The sequence below is a fragment of the Pseudomonas sp. D4002 genome, assembly GCF_013385665.1.
Classification (GTDB): domain Bacteria; phylum Pseudomonadota; class Gammaproteobacteria; order Pseudomonadales; family Pseudomonadaceae; genus Aquipseudomonas.
The window spans coordinates 151,039-174,114 of sequence record NZ_JACAPN010000029.1; the positions used below are offsets into that span (position 1 = coordinate 151,039).

Here is a 23,076-nt window from a genome sequence, read left to right on the forward strand (position 1 = left end):
GTTCAAGCATGCTCTAGAGGAGCCAGTCATGCGTTATATCAGCACCCGCGGCCAGGCACCGGCCCTGAATTTCGAAGACGTTCTGCTGGCCGGTCTGGCCACTGACGGCGGCCTGTACGTGCCGGAAAACCTGCCACGCTTCACCCAGGAAGAAATCGCTTCGTGGGCCGGCCTGCCGTACCACGAGCTGGCGTTCCGGGTCATGCGCCCGTTCGTCACCGGCAGCATCCCGGATGCGGATTTCAAGAAGATCCTGGAAGAAACCTACGGCGTGTTTTCCCACAGCGCCATTGCCCCGTTGCGCCAACTGAACGGCAACGAATGGGTCCTGGAGCTGTTCCACGGCCCGACCCTGGCGTTCAAGGATTTCGCCCTGCAACTGCTGGGTCGCCTGCTGGACTATGTGTTGGAAAAACGCGGTGAGCGCGTGGTGATCATCGGCGCTACTTCCGGTGATACCGGCTCGGCGGCGATCGAAGGCTGCAAGCACTGCGAAAACGTCGACATCTTCATCCTGCACCCGCACAACCGCGTGTCGGAAGTGCAGCGTCGGCAGATGACCACGATCTTCGGCGAGAACATCCACAACATCGCCATCGAAGGCAACTTCGATGACTGCCAGGAAATGGTCAAGGCCAGCTTCGCCGACCAGAGCTTCCTCAAGGGCACGCGCCTGGTGGCGGTGAACTCGATCAACTGGGCGCGGATCATGGCCCAGATCGTCTACTACTTCCATGCTTCCCTGCAGTTGGGCGGCCCGGCGCGTTCGGTGTCGTTCTCGGTGCCAACCGGCAACTTCGGCGATATCTTCGCCGGTTACCTGGCACGCAACATGGGCCTGCCGATCAACCAGCTGATCGTCGCCACCAACCGCAACGACATCCTGCACCGCTTCATGAGCGGCAACCAGTACGTCAAGGAAACCCTGCACGCCACACTGTCGCCGTCGATGGACATCATGGTCTCGTCGAACTTCGAACGCCTGCTGTTCGACATGCACGGTCGCAACGGTGCTGCCCTGGCCGGCCTGATGGACAGCTTCAAGCAAGGTGGCGGTTTCAGCGTCGAGCAGGAGCGCTGGACCGAAACCCGCAAGCTGTTCGACTCCCTGGCGGTGGACGACGCAGAAACCTGCGAGACCATCGCTGAAGTCTACGCCCAGACCGGCGAGCTGCTGGACCCGCACACCGCCATTGGCGTCAAGGCCGCGCGCGAATGCCGCCGCAGCCTGGACATCCCGATGGTGATTCTCGGCACCGCGCACCCGGTCAAATTCCCGGAAGCGGTAGAGAAGGCCGGGGTTGGCAGGGCGCTGGAATTGCCGCCGCACCTCACCGACCTGTTTGAGCGTGAAGAGCGTTGCACGGTATTGGCCAATGACCTGAAAGCGGTGCAGGCGTTTGTCAGCCAGCATGGCAATCGCGGCAAGCCACTCTGAGCCAACGGCTTTGCGTGGTGGATCAAGCCCGTCTTCGTGACGGGCTTTTTCATTCTGGCGAGCCATACTTGCGCGGCGACCAACAAGAATAATCAAGGAAACCCAACCGGTGTATTTATCGACCCGAGCACACGCGTGGCTGGCATGTGTGCTGCTGCTTGGCCATGGTTCGGCAAGCCTCGCGGCTGTCAGCCTGCCGTTCAAGCTGGTGCCGGCGTTCATTGCCCTGGAGCCCATGCCCCTGACGGCCAGCGAGCAGCAATGGCTGGCGGCCCATCGGCCACTGAGAGTGGGCATTTCGATTGATGACTATCAGCCGATCGATATCACCCGCGACCGCAATCGCTACCAGGGCATCAGCGCCGATTACCTGAGCCTGATCGGCGCGCGTCTGCATGCACCGATGCAAGTCCTGGGTTTTGCCGAGCGGGCGCAGGCGGTGGAGGCCCTGCGGAGCGGCGCCATCGATATTCTCACCAGTGCCAACGGTTACGAGCGTGATGTGTCGGGGTTGCGCTTTACCGAAGACTACATGCCGGACCGCTCGGTGGTGGTCGTGCGCCGGGATGACAGCACCCAGAACGAGGACCTCAAGGACAAGAAGCTGGTGTTGCTGGACGGTTACGCCAACGTCAAGAACGTCCATCAGGCGTATCCCGGGAGCCACATCATGCTGGCACCGAATCTCTACAGTGGCCTCGAAGCGCTGAAGCAAGGTGATGCCGATGCGTTTATCGGCAACGAAGTGATCGTGCGCGCCTATAAATCGCTACGGCCCTACCTGGGCTTGCAGATCAAGGTGGAAAGCCGGCTGGCGCCCATCGGCTTTGCCTTTGCCACGCGGGAGGCCGACCCGCTGTTGGGGACGCTGATGGACCGGGCGCTGGCGAGTATTGATGAGTCTGTGCGGCGGGAGATCCTTGCGCGCTGGACCACCGGACTGGGGGTGGGCATTGCCGCCGAGCGCATCGCCTTGTCGGCCCCGGAGCGGGCCTGGGTACTTCAGCATCCGCATGTGGTGGTGGCGTCCCAGCAACTGTCTCCCTATGTATTCAAGGACAAGGACGGCCAGTGGGTGGGGCTGAATGTGGACTTGCTCAACCGCATTTCACGCATGACCGGCCTGCAGTTCGTGATGGAGGAAGTGTCCTCCACGGCACAGACCCTGGGGTTGCTGGAAACGGGCAGGGCGGACATGAACACCACCCTGGCCGAAAATCAGGAGCGCAAGGCCTTTCTCGATTTCAGCCATGGGTTCGGGGGCTCAGGCTGGGTGTTTATCCAGCGCGCTGACGCACCGCCAGTGGCCAGTTTGAGCGAGCTTTCAGGCAAGGTGCTGGCGCTGCCGGCACGCCATGTCCTGGAGGGATATATTCGTCGCGAGCACCCCGGGATCAAGCTGCAATCGGTGGATAACTACGTCCAGGCCCGTGAGCTGGTAACGCAGGGTCGCGCGGCGGCGACTATCCAGAGTGAAGTGGAAGTGCAGAGTTACCCGGCCGATGAGTTGCGCATCGGCCGCAGTGTCGAGGGCAAGTGGTCGGCCAACAGCCTGTCGGTGCGCAAGGATCAACCGGAACTGCTGAGCATTTTGAACAAGGCGCTGGAAGCGCTGCCGGTCGCGGAGCTGAGCGCCCTGCGTTTGCGTTGGCTGGGGAGCGTACCCGTCCCGGTGCCGGCCTGGCAGCGTGTGCCGCCATGGGCCTACTGGACGGTCGCCATGGCGCTGCTGTTTGTGCTGGTGTCCCTGGCCTGGAACAGCCGGCTCAAGCGCCAGATTCGCCAGCGCCTCCAGGCCGAGCAGCGGCTCAACGACCAGTTGGCGTTCAAGCGCGCGCTGCTGGACGGCATGCCCAACCCGGTATTTGTGCGTGATCTGGAAGGACGCCTGGTGACCTGCAACACCAGCTATGAACAACAGTTGAACACCCGGCGCGAGCAGATCCAGGGCCTGACGCTGATGGAAAGCGGGCTGATGCCTGACGCTACGGCCGCGCGCCTGCATGCCGGCCACATGGAGCAATTGGCGAGCCAGCAGTCGCTGTTCGTCGACCGGCAGCTGGAGTTCAATGGCGGGGCGTTTCATGTGTATCAGTGGACGGTGCCGTTCTTCGACGCCAAGGGCCAGCTCCAGGGTTTGCTCGGTGGCTGGGTCGATATCAACGAGCGCAAGGTCCTGGAGCTCCAGCTGATGGATGCGCGGCAGGCCGCTGACGAAGCGAACTACGCAAAAAGCGCGTTTCTCTCGACCCTGAGCCACGAGATTCGCACGCCGATGACCGCCATTATCGGTCTGCTCGAGCTGGAGCAGGAGCGTGCCCAGGCTGAAGGCAAGCCAGTGTCTGAAGCCCTGCGAGTGGCCCATCGCTCGGCGCGTGAGTTGATTGCCCTGATGGGTGACAGCCTCGACCTGGCCAAGATTGAAGCCGGTCATCTGCAACTGGCGCCGCAGGCCACTGACTTGAAAGGTTTCTTCGAGGGCATACAGCGCTTGTTCGAACCCATGGCGCAGAAAAAGGGCCTTCACCTGACCCTGGCATTCGACCCGAGCGCGCAAGGGTATTACTGGTTCGACCCGCTGCGCCTGCGTCAGGTTATCCATAACCTGTTGGGCAACGCGCTCAAGTTCACCTCGCGCGGCGAGGCTCGGGTCAGTGTTGTGCGCAAGCTTGACCCGGCGGGGGCCGAATATTTGCAGCTGTGTGTGGAGGACAGCGGGCCGGGCATTGGCGTCGAGCAGCAGGCGCGAGTGTTCAAGCCGTTTATCCAGGTCAGCGCGCGGACGGCTGCCGAGCACGGCGGCACGGGACTGGGCTTGAGCATCTGCCAGCAACTGGTGGAATTGATGGGAGGCAGCATCACCCTGAGCAGCGTGGTGGGAGAGGGCACGGTGGTGTGCATCGACCTGTACCTGGATCGGGTCAGCAGTGACGACGTGCCAGCATCTGCCGGTGTACCGCTGCTGGTCGCCGGCCGCAACCTGTCGGTGTTGGTGGTGGATGACCTGCCGGCCAATCGGCTGGTGCTGGTTCAGCAGTTGCAGTTCCTGGGTCATCAAGTAGTGGCCGTCGACTCGGCCGAAGCGGCCTTGCAGCGTTGGCATCATGAGGTGTTTGACGTCCTGGTCACCGATTGCAATATGCCGGGCATGTCCGGCTACGCCTTGAGTGAGGCCATCCGCCGGCTTGAAGCCCAGGAGCAACGGCCACGCCTGGCGCTGGTGGGTTGCACGGCGAATGCCCTGGATGATGAACAGCAGCGCTGCCGGGAGGCGGGAATGGATGAACTGCTGGTCAAGCCCGTGACCCTTGAGCACTGGACGCGTGTGCTCGCCCGCGTCGTGCCTGCACGCTCTTTCAGCATCCAGACCCTGCGCACCATGACCCAGGCCGACGGACCGGTTTTGCAGCGGATGCTGCAGGAGCTGGCGAGGAGCCTTGAGCAGGAGCATAACCTGATGGCCTCCGCCATGGCGGACCACGACCAGGTCCGGCTGGCCGCCTCGCTGCACCGCCTGAAGGGCATATGCTGCCTGGTGGATGCGCTGCCGCTGGCCAAGGCCTGTGTGGCGCTGGAAGGGTGTATTCGGGAGCAGCGCAACGCTGAGGTTGAACTGCATTGGTTAGCGCTGCGCGAAGCATTGATCGAATTCCAGGTCGAGCTTGAGGCTTATCTGGACCCGTCCGAATAAGACATGTCCTATGGGGAAGGCGCGGGGTTTTTATTAGTCTGTGCACCCTCGCTTCTCCCCGGTAACGTTTTTCATGCGCTCCCTCAACGTCCTGATCCTCGAAGATAACCCGTTCCAACTGATGGCCCTGCATCAGATGCTCAACGCCAACGGCGTATTCAATGTACGCACGGCCGAAACGGTCGACGCCGCTCGCCAGTCACTGGAGAGCAAGGGCGCGGTGGACATCGCGATTTGCGATCTGTACCTGGAGCAGGGTGATGGCCTTGAGCTGATTCGGGAAATGGCCGAGCGCCGCCAGGCTCAGGTATTGATCCTGCTGAGCAACGCCGAGCCGGATGTGCTGGAAGGCGTGGCGCACATGGCCCGACAGTTGGGACTCAACGTGCTCGGCTGCCTGCCCAAACCGGCGTCGGCAACGCTGATCGGGAAAGTCCTCGAGGCGTGCCGGGAACGCTTGCGGCCCGGGCCGCCGGTGGTGTCCTGGGAGCGGGTGCGCCAGTTGCTGGACTTGAGTGAGTCCGAGCAGTTGCCGCCTTCGGCGGATCTGAGCCAGGTCGCTATCGCCCGCTGCGGCACGGTCTGGTATCAGCCCATTGTCAGCCAGGCGGGCGTGTTGCAAGGTGTCGAAGCGCTGGCCCGCTGGCAGCTTCCTGACGGCGAGTTGCTGTTGCCTGACGCGTTTCTGCCGGTGCTGGAGTTTGCCGGAATGGAAGAGGCGTTTACCTGGCACGTGCTGGAACAAGCGCTGGGCCAGGCGGCACACGTCATGCGCGAAACCGGGCAGGTGCTGCCGGTGGCGGTGAATATCCCGGGGCGGATGCTGGAGCGTCCGCACTTTCCCCAAGTGCTGCAAGGCTTGCTGCAACTTCACGGCGTGCCCGCCCGTGGCCTGACCCTGGAACTGGTGGAAACCTCGCGCCTGAACACCGACAGCGCCCACGTCACCGGCTTGCTGCGTTTGCGGATGATGGGGTGCAAGCTGTCCATCGGTGATTTCGGCGTGGGCGGCACCAGCCTGCAACGCTTGCTGGAATTGCCCTTCAGCGAATTGAAGATCCCGCCGGCGTTTGCCAGCGGCATGGCCAGGGACGATCGCAAGGCGGCAGTGGTTGCCGGCGCCATGAGCATGGCGAGGCGACTGGGTGTGGGTGTGGTGGTGACCGGGGTTGAAAGCGCCGCCGACTATCACGCGGTAAGTGAACTGGGGGCTGCGTGGTTGCAAGGCTGCTTTATCGCCGGCCCCATGGACGCCGAGGCGCTCAAGCAGTGGATCGCGTTTCAGGCTAGGCCAGCCCGTGTTCCTGCACATAGATAAACAGCGCGGCGTCGTTGCTCAGGCCCAGCTTGCGCATGGCGCTGACCTTTTGTGCACTGACGGTTTGCTTGCTGCGATGAAGATTCGCGGCGATCTCGCCTACCGTCAGGCCGCCGGCCAGCAGGCGGATGACTTCCAGTTCACGGGGTGATAGTTGATCCTGGGAGTGCACACGCTCGACGCCTGCCAGGTTCAGTGACTGACTGATGGTCTGGGCCACATAACGTCGCTGCTGGCGCACCTGACGGATTGCTTCAGGCAATTCGTCTGCGAGACTGGCCTTGCTCAGCAGGCCCATGACACCCAACTCCAGGATGGCGTGGAACAGGCCGGCGTTGTTCAGCATGGTCACCACCACGATGGGCAGGCCCGGGTGATGCCGGCGCAGTTGTTCGATCAGGCGCAAGCCGTCGGCCTGGGGCTCGGCGGGCATCATGAAGTCGGTCACCAGAATGTCGCAGGCACAACGTTGCAGCAGTTCGCCAAGGGCCAGGGGTGAGTTGGCTTCACCGACGATGGTTAGCCTCTCGTCACGTTCCAGGACCGCCCGCAGACCGATGAGGAAAATCGGGTGGTCGTCGGCGAGGACGATGCGCAATGGCTTGTCAGACGTTTCGTTCAATACAGGCTCCCGGGGTAATTCGGGGATTCTAGCCTGTTAACGCAGGAGAGGGTCTGAAGGTGCGGTTTACAAAGGTGTAAAAAACGCCGCGTCCCCGTCCGTGGGGCAGCGGCGTTTTTCGTTTCTGGCAGGCCCGGTCGGAGTGATCGTTTAGGCGAGTAGTTTCTGAGCCACTGCCATTGCGGTTCCGACAGCCGTGAAGAAGCCGATGGCGATACCAACGGGATACCAGAAATTCTCTCGGGTTATCTTGTGGGATTCTGCGTTTAGCTTGCGTTGCTCGGCATAAATTCTGGATATGTCGGCGTGAATCTTCTCTAGTATTGCCTGCTCTTTTTCGTGTTCCAGCATGGTCTTCGTCCTTCGCAACGGGGCCTTTTGGTATGCGCTGTTTATCGATGTGCCGGCATGATCAGCGCTCATCGAGTATAGGATTCACCCTCGGCATCAGCGCCAAAACGGCAACTCATTGAGTAAGCAGTTATGTGCTGCCGTTTTTTGCTTGTCATGTTGCAAGCGCATGCTGGACACGTCATCCCCGGCAACCCTTGAAAGACGAAAAAGCGAACTTTCCTACGACGCAAATAGTCACTTAGGATAGATGCAGCTCCCGTTTACACGATTGTTTCCGAACTATTGAGTGGTGATCGAGATGGAAAGTATCAGCCTATTGCTCGGTGAAGCACTGAGCCCTTATCAGGTCACGCTGACCACCTCGGGTGTGCAGGGCGAATGCCTGGTGACCGTAAAGAATCCGGCCGGTGCCATCGTGGTCGAACGAGAAGTCGACCAGGCACAATTGACCGACAAGCGTGCATTGGTGGATGTGGTGGACTGTTTGCACCGCGACTTGATGATTGCCGAAGGACGCCTGGAACCCTCGGTCATGGCGGCCCTGCGCAATGCGGCCCTGACTCGGCCGATTGCCTGCGCATGAAGATTTATTTTTGTTGGGAACCTTCCTACGGCAAGGTGAGTCAGATTTTGTAACAGCGAGATCAAGCATTGTGCTCCGGTGCTTGTGGCTCGTTGTTACTGGTCTTTTTAGGCCCTTATTAACCCCGAGTTGTCTCCCCACTGCTCGGGGTTTCTTTTTGCCTGCGATTTGTCATGGGCTCGGGGCATCCTGGAAAAACGTCGGGTGGTCTTGCAGGTATTGCTCACGCATGACCGGGTCGAGCCATGAGGCGTAGGACTGTCGCAGTTGCTCCTGCGGGATCTCGCGCAGCACCTGATTGATCCGCTCGATAGCCGTGCGGCCTGAGGCGTTATCCGTGCAGGCAATCCGGGTCAGTTGATAGGGCGGGGTGCCTTTGATGGGGTAGAAGATCAGCTCTTGTGGATCAATGCCTTGTTGCAGCGCCTGGTAGCGCACTTCTGTCCAGTAACCCAGCACCGCTTCCAGCCGCCCCTTTCGTTGCATCTGCAGCAGGCTGCCGAGGGCGTCATTGCCGTAATGCGGCGCCAGTTTGTGAGCACTGGTGTGCTTCAGCGCTTCATCGATGATGGGGCCGTAGCTGCGTTCGGCGATGATGCCAAGGCGCGCATCCCGTGCATTCAAAAATGCCTCCACGTCGAACCGTCCATCCACCACAAACGGCGCCAGCAGCGCCCGCTGACCCTGGCGGATCGTCACCCCGTTGCTCACGGCCGCGAAGGCCTGGGCGGAAAACACGATGGTTTTAGCGCGCTCCGCCGTCCACAGCAGGGACGGGTCGCAGGTAAGCGTGCCGGGGTCGCGGAGCATCTGCATGCCGCGCGCGCGGTTCACGTGGAGGATCTGATGTCGATACTCCGGCATGTGTTCGGCGAGTATCGGCAGCAGTTGGTCGAGGGCGCCCTGGCCTTTTTGCGGGCCTTCGAAAATCGTCACTGGCGGCAGGTCACGCAACAGCCAGATCAAGGTTTCCTGGGCCTGGCTCGACAGTGGCCAAGTCCCGAGCAGTGAACCCAGGAGGCAGAGTCGAATGATGAAGCGCCGGCCCATCAGATCGCGCCGTTCTCACGCAGGCGGGCAACGGCGGCCGCGTCGTAGCCCAATTCAGCGAGCACCACGCTATTGTGCTCGCCCAACTGCGGTCCGACCCATTCACAACTGCCCGGTGTGTCCGACAGTTTGGGCACGATGCCGGGCATCTTGAAGTCCTTGCCGCCCGGGAGCTGCGCCTTGAGGAACATCTCGCGGGCCAGAAACTGCGGGTCTCCCAGCATGTCTTGCGCGCTGTAGATACGGCTGGCGGGCACTTCGGCCTTGTTCAACTGTTCCACCACTTGCTCAAGCGGCAGCGAGTTGACCCAGCGATCAATCACCCCGTACAACTCATCGCGCCGGCTGTCGCGGCCATCGTTGCTGGCCAGTGCCGGGTCGTTGGCCAGGTCGTCGCGACCAATGGCCGACATGAAGCGCTTGAAGATCGCGTCGCCATTGGCGCCGATCTGCACATGCTTGCCATCTTTGCTGGTGTGGATCGAGGAGGGCGTGATGCCGGGCATGATGTTGCCGGTGCGCTCGCGGATAAAGCCGAACACGTCGAACTCCGGGATCATGCTCTCCATCATCGCGAAGATCGCCTCATACAGCGCCACATCCACCACCTGGCCGAGCCCGCCATTCACTTCACGATGACGCAGGGCCATCAGCGCCCCGATCACGGCCCACAACGCCGCGATCGAGTCCCCGATGGAAATCCCGGTGCGCACCGGCGGGCGGTCCTCGAAACCGGTGATGTAACGCAGGCCCCCCATGGATTCGCCCACCGCGCCAAACCCAGGCTGGTCCTTCATCGGCCCGGTCTGGCCAAAGCCCGAGAGGCGCACCATCACCAGTTTCGGGTTCAGGGCGTGCAAGGTTTCCCAGCTCAGGCCGAGCTTTTCCAGCACGCCAGGGCGAAAGTTCTCAATCAAAATGTCGGCATCCGCCAACAGTTGCTTGAGGATCGCCAGGCCGTCCGGGTGTTTCAGGTTCAGGGTCAGGGATTTCTTGTTGCGCGCCTGCACAAACCACCACAGCGAGGTGCCTTCATACAGCTTGCGCCACTTGCGCAGCGGGTCGCCGCCATCCGGGGATTCGACCTTGATCACCTCGGCGCCGAACTCGGCGCAGATGCGCGACGCAAACGGGCCGGCGATCAAGGTGCCGAGTTCGATGACTTTCAGGCCGGCAAGTGGTTTGGCGGTAAACGACATGAGGAACCTTTCGGGCAGGGCAGGGATGTGAGCCTTTTAACATAGGCGAGTGGCGCAGTGATAAGGATGATGCAGCGCAGTATTCGTTGAATCACCTCGCCATCGGTTAGACTTGCCGCCTTTCCCTGTCTCTAGAAGTCCGTTCATGGCCCAGCCGTCCACGACCTACAAGTTTGAACTCAACCTCACCGACCTTGACCGTTCGGTGTACGAGAGCGTCAAGCAGACCATCGCCCGCCACCCTTCGGAAACCGAAGAGCGCATGACCGTGCGTTTGCTGGCCTACGCGCTTTTCTACAACGAGCAGCTGTCTTTCGGTCGTGGCCTGTCAGATGTAGACGAGCCGGCGCTGTGGGAAAAAAGCCTGGATGATCGCGTCCTGCACTGGATCGAAGTCGGCCAGCCGGACGCGGACCGCCTGACCTGGTGTTCCCGCCGTACCGAACGCACGACCTTGCTGGCCTACGGCAGCTTGCGCGTCTGGGAAGGCAAAGTGGTGCCGGTGGCGAAGAACCTGAAAAACGTGAGCATCGCCGCCGTACCCCAGGAAATCCTGGAAGTCCTGGCCAAGGACATGCCCCGGGTGATCAAGTGGGACGTGATGATCAGCGAAGGCACGATCTTCGTGACCGATGACCGTGGGCAGCACGAAGTCCAGCTGGAATGGCTGGCTGGCGAGCGCGGCTGAAACGTCGATAACTGATTGGACGCTGGTCGAGTGTGGGAGCTGTCGAGCTTCAGCGAGGCTGCGATGCAGGCGCTGCGGTCTGACAGGTACACCGAGGTGATCCCATCGCAGCCTCGCTGGGGCTCGACAGCTCCTACAAGGGATCACCGCTAATTTTCAACATTAAAGAGAAGCTTCCGTCACCCCATGCGTATCGATCCTCGCCCGTTGCCCGCCGTCCTGCCATTCCTCGGTGAATTGCCACCGTTGTTGACCCGTCTCTACGCCGCACGCGGGGTGCAATCGGAAGCCGAGCTGGATAAAAGCCTGGCGCGGCTGATCCCGTATCAGCAGCTCAAGGGCATCGATGCCGCGGTGGACTTGCTGGTGACGGCCCTGGAGCAGCGCCAGCGGATCCTGATCGTGGGTGACTTCGACGCCGACGGCGCCACCGCCAGCACCGTGGGTACCCTGGGCCTGCGCTTGTTGGGCGCCGCCCATGTCGACTACCTGGTGCCCAACCGTTTCGAATACGGCTACGGCCTGACCCCGGAAATCGTCGCCGTGGCCCTGCAGCGCCAGCCACAGCTGCTGATCACCGTGGACAACGGTATCTCCAGCGTCGAAGGCGTGGCGGCCGCGAAAGCGGCGGGGCTCAAGGTGCTGGTTACCGACCACCACTTGCCGGGCGACGAACTGCCCGCAGCCGACGCCATCGTCAACCCGAACCAGCCGGGCTGTGAATTCCCCAGCAAGGCCCTGGCCGGTGTGGGCGTGATCTTCTACGTGCTGATGGCCCTGCGTGCGCGCTTGCGCAGCTTGGGTTGGTACGAGAACAAGCCGCAGCCGAATATCGGCGAACTGCTGGATCTGGTGGCCCTGGGCAGCGTGGCCGACGTGGTCCCGCTGGACGCCAACAATCGCATCCTGGTCTACCAGGGCCTGGAACGCATTCGCGCCGGTCGTGCCCGGCCGGGGATCAAGGCGATCCTCGAAGTAGCCAAGCGCGATCACGCCCGCATCACCTCCACCGACCTTGGTTTTATCCTCGGCCCGCGCCTGAACGCCGCCGGGCGCCTGGATGACATGAGCCTGGGTATCGAGTGCCTGCTCACCTCGGATTTCGCCGCCGCCCGGGAAATGGCCGCGCAACTGGACGGCATGAACCAGGACCGCAAGTCCATCGAACAAGGCATGCAGCGCGAGGCCCTGGCCCAGCTCAAGGACTTGCCGGTGGAGTCGATGCCGTATGGCTTGTGCCTGTTCGACCCGGAATGGCACCAGGGCGTGATCGGCATCCTTGCCTCGCGCATGAAAGAGCGTTACTTCCGCCCGACCATCGCCTTTGCCGACGCCGGTGACGGCCTGCTCAAGGGCTCCGGACGCTCCGTGCCGGGTTTTCATATTCGTGACGCGCTGGCCGTGGTGGCCAGCCAGCATCCGACGCTGATCGCCAAGTACGGCGGCCACGCCATGGCGGCGGGTCTTACCTTGCCCGAGGCCAACTTCCCACTGTTCGCCGAGGCCTTTGACGCCGAAGTGCGTCGGCAACTGCGCGAAGAAGACCTGACGGGCCGGCTGCTGTCCGACGGCACCCTGGCGGTTGAAGAGTTTCACCTGGAACTGGCCCGCGCCCTGCGCAACGCCGGGCCGTGGGGCCAGCATTTCCCAGAGCCGTTGTTTCACGGGGTGTTCCAACTGGTGGAGCAGCGCGTCGTCGGCGAGCGCCATCTGAAGGTGGTGCTCAAGAGCGAGTGTGGATCGGTGAAGCTCGATGGCATTGCTTTCGGCATCGACCGCGAGATCTGGCCCAACCCCACCATTCGCTGGGTGGAACTGGCCTACAAGCTCGACGTGAACGAGTTCCGTGGTCAGGAAACCGTGCAACTGATGATCGCGCATATCGAGCCGCGCTGAACCCTGTGCAATCCTCTGTTGTCGACTAGTCTCTAAGCACTGTGTGATCGGTCTTGTGACCTTGTCTTATTTCAGCCCGCCGGGGACGGGATTTTCGTCGACCTTTCAAACAGAACCCTGGAGCCTGCCCACTGCATAAAAGAGGTGCCCCATGAGTCTGCTGCTTGAACCCTATACCCTGCGCCAACTGACCCTGCTCAACCGCATCGCCGTGTCACCAATGTGCCAGTATTCCAGCGTCGATGGCCTGGCCAATGACTGGCACCTGGTGCACCTCGGCAGCCGTGCCGTCGGTGGCGCCGGGCTGATCTTTACCGAAGCCACCGCCGTGACTGCCGATGGCCGCATCACCGCCCAGGACCTGGGCCTGTGGAACGACGAACAGATCGAACCGCTGCAACGCATCACGCGCTTTATCAATGCCCAGGGCGCGGTGGCGGGCATTCAACTGGCCCACGCCGGGCGCAAAGCCAGCACGCACCGGCCATGGATCGGCAAGCACGGCAGCGTCAAGCCGGAAGATGGCGGCTGGGTGCCGGTGGGCCCTTCGCCGATTGCCTTCGATCCGCAGCACACTTCACCCAAGCAACTCGATGAAGGGCAGATCCAGCAAGTGATCGCTGACTTCGTCGCTGCCGCCAAGCGCGCGTTGACCGCCGGTTTCAAAGTGGCGGAAATCCATGCCGCCCATGGCTACCTGTTGCATCAATTTCTTTCGCCCCTGAGCAACCAGCGCCAGGACCAGTACGGCGGCTCGTTCGAAAACCGCATCCGCCTGGTGCTGCAAGTGACCACGGCGGTGCGTGAGGCCTGGCCGCAAGAGCTGCCGCTGTTTGTGCGGGTCTCGGCCACCGATTGGGTCGAGGACGGCTGGAACCCGGATGAAACCGTCGACCTGGCGCGCCGCCTGAAAGACCTGGGCGTCGACCTGATCGACGTCTCCTCGGGTGGCACCGCGGCCAATGCGGAAATTCCTACCGGGCCCGGCTACCAGACCCGCTTTGCCGAGCGTGTGCGCAAAGAGTCGGGAATCGCCACCGGCACCGTGGGCATGATTACCGAGCCCGCCCAGGCCGAGCACATCTTGCGTACCTGTCAGGCCGATATCATTTTCCTCGCCCGTGAACTGTTGCGTGACCCGTACTGGCCACTGCATGCCGACGATGACCTGGGCGGGCGCAAAGCGACCTGGCCGGCGCAGTATCAGCGGGCTACGCATCGCGACCAGCCGATTCATGAGTCGGACTTGCGGGATTAACCTTGCGTAGGAAAACGCCTGAAGCTAATGTCGAAACTATGACTCTATTACTGAACGCCTCGATTATTCCCACCCTCCAGGAGAGGGTGGGCTGACGCGTGCTGGAAAAGCATGAAAAACCCGCCCTTGATCCGGCGGGTTTTTTATTGCCCGCCGATCACCGGCCAAGCCCTGCGACACAAGGAGAAGCTCATGTTGCACCTGATCTGCGGCAAAATCGCATCCGGTAAATCGACCCTGACCCAGCAGTTGTCGCAAGCCCCACAGACGGTATTGATCAGCGAGGATGAGTGGCTGTCACGCCTTTATCCCGGACAGATCCAGGCTCTGGGCGACTACGTGCGCTGCACCGGCCACCTGCGCGATGCGTTGACGGCCCATATCATCTCGTTGCTCAAAGCCGGCGTCTCGGTGGTGCTGGATTTTCCCGCCAACACCCTGGCCAGCCGCCGCTGGATGCGCTCATTGTTCGAAGGCGCAGGCGCTGACCATCAATTGCACTACCTGGATGTGCCAGACGAGGTCTGCAAGGCACGCCTGCGTGCGCGCAACGCGGAGGGTACCCACGCGTTCGAAACCAGTGACGCCCAGTTCGACTTGATCACCGGCTATTTCGAAGCACCGACACCTGCGGAAGGATTCAACCTTGTTCACCATCAACCCTTGGAAGCACAGCATGTTGATCAAGCGTGACCTGACCGAAAAGGACCTGCCGTTGCTGGCGCTGATTGACCGTACCGAACGGATCGAGGCGTGCTATCGCGTGGAGCACGGGGAGTTGCTGCTGTACCCCGAGCACCACGACATGCGCGGCTGGCCCGAAGGCGAAGCGGAGCAGGATGCCGTGGCCTTGCAGGCGTGCCTGAAGCGCGGCGGATGGCTGCACGGTGTGTTTGACGATGCAAAGCTGCTGGCGGCCGTGGTGCTGGACAACCGGGTTATCCTCAACCAGGGCCTGCGTATGCGCCAGCTCAAATTCCTGCATGTGAGCCATGGGGTCCGTGGCCTGGGCCTGGGTGGCCAGCTGTTTGCCCTGGCCTGTGAACACGCCCGCGCAGCCGGGGCCGAGGCGTTGTACGTATCGGCCACGGAATCGCGCAATACGGTGGAGTTCTATCTGCGGCTCGGCTGCCGGTTGCTCAAGCAGCCGGATCCCGAGCTGTTTCAACAGGAGCCGCACGACATCCACCTGTACCGGCCGCTTGTGGGATAACGCTGTAGGTCATTGCCCTGCAAGCGTTTTTTTAAGTGATTACTCTAAAAAAGTCCCACGCCCTGCAAGATAGTTTCTACGCTTAAGGTAAGCATGATTTCTGGCCCAGGAAATCAGCTTGTTGATCCTCGCAGGTCGCATCGCGGGATGGGGTTATGGGCAACCAGGAGCAGTTGATTGATACGAGGAGACAGTCCATGGCCAAGTCTTATGGTGTAGCGGGGGTGTTGTCGTCTTTTCTGGCCCGCAGGATGTCGCTGCGCAGCCGACGCCTGAGTTCGGACGAAGAGCAATTGCTGGAACAGTACCGCGCCCTGACCGAGAGTGATCAGGTGGCGATGCGGTACTTGATTGGGGCGATGAAGAGTATTTCGCGGTTCTGAAGATCCCGAAGGGGCGTTCCCACGCGAGCGTGGGAACGTTCGGTATCAGGTGTACTTGCGCTTGTCTGGTGCAGGTGGGAAGTATTGGTACAGCCAGGTTTCGCTCAAAGTGCGGTCCTGGGTGCGGATGAACAGCCGCAGTTCAACCGGCTCGACGCTGTCGCTGGTCGGGTACCAGTCAAACAGAATTCGATAGCCCTTGATGGCATCCAGTACCAACACGCTGAAGTCTTTGACCTCACCATGGGAGCAGGTCACCACCGGCTCGATCCCGGTGCCTTCAGGCAAACGATCCAGCCCGCCGCCGTTGAAGTCCACGGCAAAACGCCGCGCCCAGACTTCGGGGTAGTGCTCGCCCGGTGCCCAACCTTCGGTGAAACCGCCCATGCCCGAACGGGTGGCATTGACCTGCGCCAGTGGCGTGCTGACCGGCGGCAGGGCGCTCCAGTAGAGCTTGTAGCCGTAGTTCAGGGATTCGCCGGCAGCGACGGGCTTCTTCGGGGTCCAGAAGGCCACGATGTTGTCCAGGGTCTCGCCGGTTGTAGGAATTTCCAGCAGATCGATAGAGCCTTCGCCCCACGCAGTAGTAGGTTCTACCCACAGGCTTGGGCGTTTGCTGTACCAGTCCACCGTGTCCTGATAGCTGGCGAACTCATGATCGGTCTGCACCAGGCCGAAGCCTTTCGGGTCGGTGTCGGCAAACGCGTTGAATTGCAGGGTAGCCGGGTTGTTCAGCGGGCGGCAGATCCACTCGCCATTGCCGCGCCACATGGCCAGGCGATCCGAGTCGTGGATTTGCGGGTGAATGGTGTCGCACATCCGCCGCTCAACGGTGCCGCAGCTGAACATGCTGGTCATCGGTGCGATGCCCAGTTGCTCGATGGCGGTACGCGCATTGATATGGGCGTCGATGGCCATTACCACCTGGTTGGCCTGGCAGTCGATATCGAAGCGATAGGCACCAGTGGCGCTCGGCGAATCCAGCAGGGCGTAGACCACGAAGCGGGTGCTGTCCTTGTCCGGGGTTTCGAACCAGAACTTGGTGAAGTCCGGGAATTCCTCGCGCTTTTTCGCGTAGGTGTCGATGGCCAGGCCGCGTGCAGAAAGGCCGTACTGGCCGGTGGAATCCACCGCACGGAAGTAGCTGGCGCCGAGGAAGGACAGCACGTCGTGGCGGTCCAGTTCCGGGGCCTTGAACAGCTTGAAGCCGGAGAAACCCAGGTCGCCGGTCAACTGCTTGGTGTCTACCGTGGTTTTTTCATAGTTGAACAGCGAAGGGCGGAAGTGCACCTCGCGGGCCTGGCGGGTTTTCGGGTCGACGCTGTACATGCGCACCGGCGTCTTGAAGCCCATGCCGACGTGGAAGAACTGCACGTCCAGCTGGCCGTTCAATTCTTTCCACAGCGAATGCTTGCCGTCGTAGCCGATGGCGTTGAAATTCTGCGGGGTCATGGTCGCCAGGGTCGGCGGCAATACCTGCTTGGTGTCCTGGTAGCGATTGCTTGCCAACTGCTTGGCCTGGATCTTCAGGGCCTCGAAATCGAAGGACTGGGCCTCGCCATCAGCGGCGCGGTTGCCCGCCCAGGCCTGGGCGGCCAGCAGGCCACTGGCCGACAGACCGGTGTAAGCCGCGATGGCCATGGACGCTTTGAGCAAATTCCTGCGGTGCATAAATACAACCTGTCGTGAACAATCCCGCGCCGTTCCTGGCACGTGCTGGATCAAGGGAAACGGTTCGGACATGCCTTCGGCCAAACGCAACGGACATTAAACAGATACCAAATAGCTTAAGCGGTTCGGTGCGCAAGGAAAAATGATTGATGGCGGGTTGATGGCGCTGCATATGAAACAAGACGTTTCTGTGGAAACCGTGTGGCGAGGGAGCTTGTTCCCGTTGGCGCGCGAAGCGACCCCAAACCAGGCGATCGAGATCCTTCAGGGATATCTCGATCGCCTGGTTTGGGGCTGCTGCGCAGCCCAGCGGGAGCAAGCTCCCTCGCCACAATAATCTCTTCCTTCAGGAACGCCGGGATCAGCCCACTTCGCCTACCGCTCGATATGCCTCATCAATCGCCGCATGGGCATACGCGCTCCATGCGGCATCCGAGTTGGCGATGCTCACATGTCCCACCGGCTGGCGCGCCAGGTCCTTCAGTTTTTCGCTTTCATCGGCATCGTCAAACAAGCTGTTGGAGAAGGTCGCATAGCCGTGTGACCAACGGTTGACAGTGATCGCCAGAATGTCGGTCTGGTGGTTGAAGCCACCCGGGCCGAGCATGCGCTGCAGTTGGTCGCGCAGTTGCGCTTCCAGTTGTTCAAACGTCTGCCCGTACAACTTGCCCCGCCCGGCGCGGGCCTGGTCGCGGCCGTTCATGCCGCTGTTGGGGCTGGTGGGCACGTACACCATGTGCAAACCAATCGGCTGCGTCGGGTCGCGCGGGTGCTCGTAGCCGCCCATGCTCACCGGGTAATCCAGCTTGATCCGGCTGTAAGGCTGGGTCGCTGCATAAATCTCGTGCACCCCCAGCTTCTGGAACGAGGTCCAGTTGCGCACCACCACTTTGGTGTAGACCAGCGGGTACTTCACGTTCTGGCTCAGGGCCTGGGCTTGTTCTGCCGGCAGGTCCCGCAGCAGGTACGGGATCATCATGTTGTAGCAGGCCAGGATGCAGCGTTTGCCGCGTACCTGTGCGAGTTGGCCGCCACGGCTGTAGCCGATGTGCACACCGTCACCGACGTTACGCACACTGACCGCAGTGCTGTTCAAACGCACCCGCACCGGCGTCCTGGGCTGATCAAGCCTGGCGTAGTCAAACGGCGCCAGCACGATGTCATCCATGGTGTGCCCCGGTGCCACTGCCGGAATCAGGCTGCGCACCAGCAAGCGTGCCAGCGAGGCGTTGCCGTCGGGGAAGTGGTAGATGTAGGGTTCTTCCATTTCTGCGGCGGCTTCTTCGCTGATCGGTGCCAGGTTCATTCCGCCGAAGCCAGGGAAACCCACACTGTAGGCATCAGCCGACGCCACCGCGTCGATACTCAAGGCCATGAAGTCGTTGGTGCGGCTTTGGAAGTACTTCACCGCGCCTTCCGAGAGTCCTACGTTCTTGAGCAGGAAATCGCGGTAGCTGGTGGCCGCGAGGTACTCGGCCTTTTCCTCGGCAGTCTTGCCCGGCAGGTAATCCTTGGGCGCGACGTGCAAGGCAATCAGCGCCTGACGGTCGGTTTCCGGCAGCGGGAAATCATTGATGAAGTCGCTGATGGAGCGCGCATGCAACTGGTCCGGGGCGATGTCGTCGGCGACCATCGGCGTCGGGTCGCCGGTCACCAGTTTGTCTTCGCCAAAGTTTTCCTTGTCGAAGAACACCCCGCGGGACAAACCCAGGCCCGGGTAGAACTGGCGGTCGAAGGCGGTCTCGAAGCGCTTGATGTTCACCCCGAGTTTTTTCAACAGCCCGTTTACTTCCTTGCTGTAAAGATGATTCGGTGACTGGAACGCTTCGCTGCCGCCGTAGCCGATGATCAGCCGGCCACCGGCCTGGAACTCATTGCGCTTGGCATGGCCGCCGAAGTCGTCGTGGTTCTCCAGGATCAGGATCTTCGCCTTCGGGTGCTTCTCACGGTAGAACCACGCCGCCGACAAACCGCTCAAGCCACCGCCGACCACCACCAGGTCGTAGTCTTCGGTGATCGGCAGTTTATCGGTGTCGAAGGCCTTCTTTTCCCAGCCCATCTGGTGGGCAACTTCGAATGAGCCGACATGGCTGCCGCGCAAGCCGGTGAGGGTGGGCGGGTAGTAGCGGCCATCGGGAGCGGCCTGGAGGATTTGCAGCGGGGTCATACCGGCGGCAATCGTGATAGCGACGCCGTTGAGGAAGTCGCGGCGGGTGATGTCCATGGGAACCTGCGAATTATTTATTGTTATGAGATCCCTGCAGGAGCCGGCTGTTGTGGCGAGGGAGCTTGCTCCCGCTGGGCTGCGTAGCGGCCCCAAAAAACCTGGGAGCACCTCGCACTACAGCGGGAGCAAGCTCCCTCGCCACAGTGAGCTCGCTTCGACAGGGGTAAAGGGTCAGTGCTTGAACATCACATGGCGAACCGTGGTGTAGTCCTCCAGGCCGTACATGGACATGTCCTTGCCGTAGCCGGACAGTTTCTGACCGCCGTGGGGCATTTCGCTGACCAGCATGAAGTGGGTGTTCACCCAGGTGCAGCCGTACTGCAACCGTGCAGCCAGGCGATGGGCGCGGCCGACATCGGCGGTCCACACGGAAGAGGCCAGGCCGTAGTCCGAATCGTTGGCCCAGGCCAATACCTGGGCCTCGTCGTTGAATTTGGTTACCGACACTACTGGCCCGAACACTTCGCGGCGCACGATTTCATCGTCCTGCTGCGCGTCGGCCAACACCGTCGGCTCAAAGAAGAACCCGTTGCCTTCCACCGCCTTGCCACCCGTGATCAGGCGGATATGGGATTGCGCCACGGCACGCTCCACAAACCCGGCCACACGGTCACGGTGCTGTGCGGTGATCAGCGGGCCCAGCTCGGTGGCCGGGTCATCCTGCAAACCGTATTTGATGCTGGCAACCGCCGCGCCGAGCTTTTCGACGAACGCGTCGTAGATATCGGCCTGTGCATAAATCCGGCACGCAGCGGTGCAATCCTGCCCGGCGTTGTAGAAGCCGAAGGTGCGAATGCCTTCCACCGCCGCGTCGATATCGGCGTCGTTGAAGATGATCACCGGCGCCTTGCCGCCCAGTTCCATGTGCATGCGTTTGACGCTGTCGGCAGTGCTGGAAATGATATTGGCCCCGGTGGCAATCGAACCGGTCAGCGACACCATGCGCACTTTCGGGTGATTCACCAGCGGGCTGCCCACGGTTGGCCCACGGCCAAACACCAGGTTGAGTACACCGGCCGGGAAAATTTCAGCGGCCAGTTCCACCAGGCGCAGCGCGGTCAGCGGGGTTTGTTCCGAAGGCTTGAGCACTACGGTATTACCGGCGGCCAGGGCCGGGGCGATTTTCCAGGCGACCATCATCAGCGGGTAGTTCCACGGCGCGATGGAGGCAATTACGCCCACCGGGTCACGGCGGATCATCGAGGTGTGGCCCGGCAGGTACTCACCGCCGGCCGAACCGCTCATGCAGCGGCTGGCGCCGGCGAAGAAGCGGAACACATCGGCCACCGCCGGGATCTCGTCGTTCAGCGCCGCGCTGTAGGGTTTGCCGCAGTTGTCCGACTCAAGCTTGGCCAGCTCTGCGCCGTGGGCTTCGATGGCGTCGGCGAGTTTGAGCAGCAGCAGCGAGCGATCCTTCGGTGGCGTTTGCGACCAGCCTTCAAAAGCGCTGTCGGCAGCACGCACCGCGGCGTCGACCTGGGCTTCGCTGGCTTCCTTGATTTCCACCAGTACCCGACCCAACGCCGGGTTGAACACCGGCTGCGCCGGGCCTTCGCCTTCGACCAGATGGCCGTTGATCAGCAGTTTGGTTTGCATGGTTCAGTCCTCTTAAAGCTGCATCGTTTCCCCTGCCGAAACCGGTTCAAGTGTGGGAGCGGTCTTTCAGTTGATACATCACGTGACTGATACACCGCTTTCGCGAGCAAGCCCGCTCCCACATTTGAACCTCATTCCTTCAGTGGCAATGTGTTGTCAGTTATTTACCGCCACTACCGGCCACGCTTTCGCCGCCGCGGGTCAGGTAATAGGCACCCAGGATCGGGAACATCGTCACGATCATCACCAGCATCGCCACCACGTTGGTCACCGGCACATCCCGTGGCCGGCTCAACTGGTTGAGCAGCCACAGCGGCAAGGTGCGTTCGTGGCCGGCGGTGAAGGTGGTGACGATGATTTCGTCGAACGACAGCGCGAACGCCAGCATGCCGCCGGCCAGCAACGCCGAGCCGAGGTTGGGCATGATGATGTAGCGGAAGGTCTGCCAGCCGTCGGCGCCCAGGTCCATCGAGGCTTCGATCAGGCTGTGGGAAGTGCGGCGCAAACGGGCGATCACGTTGTTGTAGACGATCACCACGCAGAAGGTCGCGTGGCCGACGATGATGGTGAACATCCCCGGCTCAATCCCCAGGGTCTTGAAGGTCGCCAGCAACGCGATACCGGTGATGATCCCCGGCAGTGCAATCGGCAGGATCAGCATCAGCGAGATGCCTTGCTTGCCGAAGAACTCCCGGCGATACAACGCCGCCGAGGCCAGGGTGCCGAGCACCATCGCAATCAGCGTGGCGATGGCCGCGATTTGCAGCGACAGCTTGATCGCTTCCAATACGTCCGGCCGCGAGAAGGCCACGCTGAACCACTTCAGGGTGAAGCCCTGGGGTGGAAAGCTGAACGCCGCCTCTTCGGTGTTGAAGGCGTAGAGGAAGATGATCAGGATCGGGAAGTGCAGGAAAACCAACCCGCCCCAGGCCGCGATTTTTAGACTGAGTGAGGCTTTTTCAGAGTGCATCGAAGGCCCCCAGACGTTTGACGATGGACAGGTAAACCGCGATCAGCACGATCGGCACCAGAGTGAACGCCGCGGCCATGGGCATGTTGCCGATAGCGCCTTGTTGCGCGTACACCATGCCGCCGACGAAGTAACCCGGCGGGCCCACCAGTTGCGGCACGATGAAGTCGCCCAGGGTCAGCGAGAACGTAAAGATCGAACCCGCCGCGATCCCCGGTACCGACAGCGGCAGAATCACCTGCATGAAGGTCTGGCGCGGCTTGGCGCCGAGGTCTGCCGAGGCCTGCAGCAACGATGGCGGCAAACGCTCCAGCGAGGCCTGGATCGGCAGAATCATGAACGGCAGCCAGATGTACACAAACACCATGAACCGCCCCAGGTGCGAGGTGCTCAAGGTGCTGCCGCCCACGCCGGGAATGCCCATGATGAATTGCAGCGCCGGCTCCAGGCCCAGGTGCTGCACGAACCACTGCGCCACGCCGCCCTTGGCCAGCAGCAGGGTCCAGGCGTAGGCCTTGACGATGTAGCTGGCCCACATCGGCATCATCACCGCGATGTAGAAAAACGCCTTGGTCTTGCCGGTGGTGTAGCGCGCCATGTAGTAGGCGATCGGGAACGCGACGATGGCACTGGCGATGGACACCACCACCGCCATGCTCAAGGTGCGCACGATGATGTCGAAGTTCGACGGCTGGAACAGCGCGGCAAAGTTGGCCAGGGTCAGGTCCGGGGTGACCGCCATGGTGAAGTCATCGAACGTATAGAAGCCTTGCCACAGCAAGGTCAGCAGCGACCCCAAATAGATCGCGCCGAACCAGATCAGCGGCGGCACGAGCAGCAGCGACAGGTACAGGTTGGGCTTCTTGTACAGCAGGTTGGAAAACCTGCGCATCGGGGGTTGGGACAGGGCCAGGCTCAT

The 23,076-nt window shown here is 61.6% G+C and carries 19 protein-coding genes; 10 read left to right on the plus strand and 9 right to left on the minus strand.

Features of this window, described 5'->3' with window-relative positions:
• Positions 1–28: 28 nt before the first annotated feature.
• The 3 genes from thrC (at position 29) to HX824_RS21360 (ending at position 6,447) form a co-directional block, all read left to right on the plus strand.
• Positions 29–1,438 (plus strand): threonine synthase, encoded by a 1,410-nt coding sequence (gene thrC / locus HX824_RS21350; protein WP_177055032.1) that lies wholly within the window; start codon positions 29–31, stop codon positions 1,436–1,438.
• 109 nt (positions 1,439–1,547) lie between these two features.
• Positions 1,548–5,129, plus strand: coding sequence for a transporter substrate-binding domain-containing protein (locus tag HX824_RS21355; protein ID WP_177055033.1), 3,582 nt, complete (start codon positions 1,548–1,550; stop codon positions 5,127–5,129).
• Positions 5,130–5,202: 73 nt separating this feature from the next.
• Positions 5,203–6,447: an EAL domain-containing protein gene (locus HX824_RS21360; RefSeq protein WP_134325814.1), complete on the plus strand. Its 1,245-nt coding sequence runs from the start codon at positions 5,203–5,205 to the stop codon at positions 6,445–6,447.
• On the opposite strand, the gene HX824_RS21365 is transcribed toward HX824_RS21360, so the two are convergent.
• Complete coding sequence (locus tag HX824_RS21365) at positions 6,416–7,069, minus strand: response regulator transcription factor (RefSeq protein WP_177040153.1); 654 nt, start codon at positions 7,067–7,069, stop codon at positions 6,416–6,418. The two genes, HX824_RS21360 and HX824_RS21365, sit on opposite strands and share 32 nt — an antisense overlap.
• Before the next feature lie 150 nt (positions 7,070–7,219).
• Positions 7,220–7,420, minus strand: a complete 201-nt coding sequence (locus HX824_RS21370; RefSeq protein WP_177055034.1) for a hypothetical protein — start codon at positions 7,418–7,420, stop codon at positions 7,220–7,222.
• Positions 7,421–7,721: 301 nt separating this feature from the next.
• Here HX824_RS21370 and HX824_RS21375 point away from each other — a divergent pair, with 301 nt between their 5' ends.
• The gene (locus tag HX824_RS21375; protein WP_003209570.1) at positions 7,722–8,006 is read left to right on the plus strand and encodes a DUF3509 domain-containing protein; all 285 of its coding nucleotides are present in this window, start codon (positions 7,722–7,724) and stop codon (positions 8,004–8,006) included.
• A gap of 171 nt (positions 8,007–8,177) precedes the next feature.
• Here HX824_RS21375 and HX824_RS21380 read toward each other — a convergent pair whose 3' ends face one another.
• A complete protein-coding gene (locus HX824_RS21380; protein WP_177055035.1) occupies positions 8,178–9,056 on the minus strand; it encodes a TIGR02285 family protein in 879 nt (292 codons plus the stop codon).
• A complete protein-coding gene (locus tag HX824_RS21385; RefSeq protein WP_003209568.1) occupies positions 9,056–10,255 on the minus strand; it encodes a CaiB/BaiF CoA-transferase family protein in 1,200 nt (399 codons plus the stop codon). The genes HX824_RS21380 and HX824_RS21385 overlap by 1 nt, the downstream gene beginning before the upstream one ends.
• A 145-nt stretch (positions 10,256–10,400) precedes the next feature.
• On the opposite strand from HX824_RS21385, the gene HX824_RS21390 reads away from it, so the two are divergent.
• The 6 genes from HX824_RS21390 (at position 10,401) to HX824_RS21415 (ending at position 15,693) form a co-directional block, all read left to right on the plus strand.
• Positions 10,401–10,943 carry a YaeQ family protein gene (locus HX824_RS21390; RefSeq protein ID WP_003209567.1) on the plus strand — a complete coding sequence of 181 codons (543 nt, stop codon included), beginning with the start codon at positions 10,401–10,403 and terminating at the stop codon, positions 10,941–10,943.
• 186 nt (positions 10,944–11,129) lie between these two features.
• Positions 11,130–12,839 (plus strand): single-stranded-DNA-specific exonuclease RecJ, encoded by a 1,710-nt coding sequence (gene recJ, locus HX824_RS21395; protein WP_008438230.1) that lies wholly within the window; start codon positions 11,130–11,132, stop codon positions 12,837–12,839.
• 151 nt (positions 12,840–12,990) lie between these two features.
• On the plus strand, positions 12,991–14,097 hold the full coding sequence (locus tag HX824_RS21400) for an NADH:flavin oxidoreductase/NADH oxidase (RefSeq protein ID WP_177055036.1): 1,107 nt from the start codon (positions 12,991–12,993) through the stop codon (positions 14,095–14,097).
• A gap of 192 nt (positions 14,098–14,289) precedes the next feature.
• Positions 14,290–14,790: an ATP-binding protein gene (locus tag HX824_RS21405; protein ID WP_102605541.1), complete on the plus strand. Its 501-nt coding sequence runs from the start codon at positions 14,290–14,292 to the stop codon at positions 14,788–14,790.
• Positions 14,774–15,310, plus strand: a complete 537-nt coding sequence (locus HX824_RS21410) for a GNAT family N-acetyltransferase (RefSeq protein ID WP_177055037.1) — start codon at positions 14,774–14,776, stop codon at positions 15,308–15,310. Before HX824_RS21405 ends, HX824_RS21410 begins: the two co-directional genes overlap by 17 nt.
• Before the next feature lie 197 nt (positions 15,311–15,507).
• Entirely contained in the window at positions 15,508–15,693 is a 186-nt protein-coding gene (locus HX824_RS21415; RefSeq protein WP_003209560.1) for a hypothetical protein, read from the plus strand.
• Between the two features lie 45 nt (positions 15,694–15,738).
• Here HX824_RS21415 and HX824_RS21420 read toward each other — a convergent pair whose 3' ends face one another.
• The 5 genes from HX824_RS21420 to HX824_RS21440 form a co-directional block, all read right to left on the minus strand.
• Positions 15,739–17,364, minus strand: coding sequence for a glucan biosynthesis protein D (locus HX824_RS21420; protein ID WP_177040158.1), 1,626 nt, complete (start codon positions 17,362–17,364; stop codon positions 15,739–15,741).
• A gap of 361 nt (positions 17,365–17,725) precedes the next feature.
• Positions 17,726–19,588 carry an NAD(P)/FAD-dependent oxidoreductase gene (locus tag HX824_RS21425; protein ID WP_177055038.1) on the minus strand — a complete coding sequence of 621 codons (1,863 nt, stop codon included), beginning with the start codon at positions 19,586–19,588 and terminating at the stop codon, positions 17,726–17,728.
• A 174-nt stretch (positions 19,589–19,762) separates the two neighbouring features.
• Complete coding sequence (locus HX824_RS21430; RefSeq protein ID WP_003209554.1) at positions 19,763–21,187, minus strand: gamma-aminobutyraldehyde dehydrogenase; 1,425 nt, start codon at positions 21,185–21,187, stop codon at positions 19,763–19,765.
• A gap of 160 nt (positions 21,188–21,347) precedes the next feature.
• Positions 21,348–22,157: an ABC transporter permease gene (locus HX824_RS21435; RefSeq protein WP_003209553.1), complete on the minus strand. Its 810-nt coding sequence runs from the start codon at positions 22,155–22,157 to the stop codon at positions 21,348–21,350.
• The gene (locus HX824_RS21440; protein WP_003209552.1) at positions 22,147–23,076 is read right to left on the minus strand and encodes an ABC transporter permease; all 930 of its coding nucleotides are present in this window, start codon (positions 23,074–23,076) and stop codon (positions 22,147–22,149) included. The genes HX824_RS21435 and HX824_RS21440 overlap by 11 nt, the downstream gene beginning before the upstream one ends.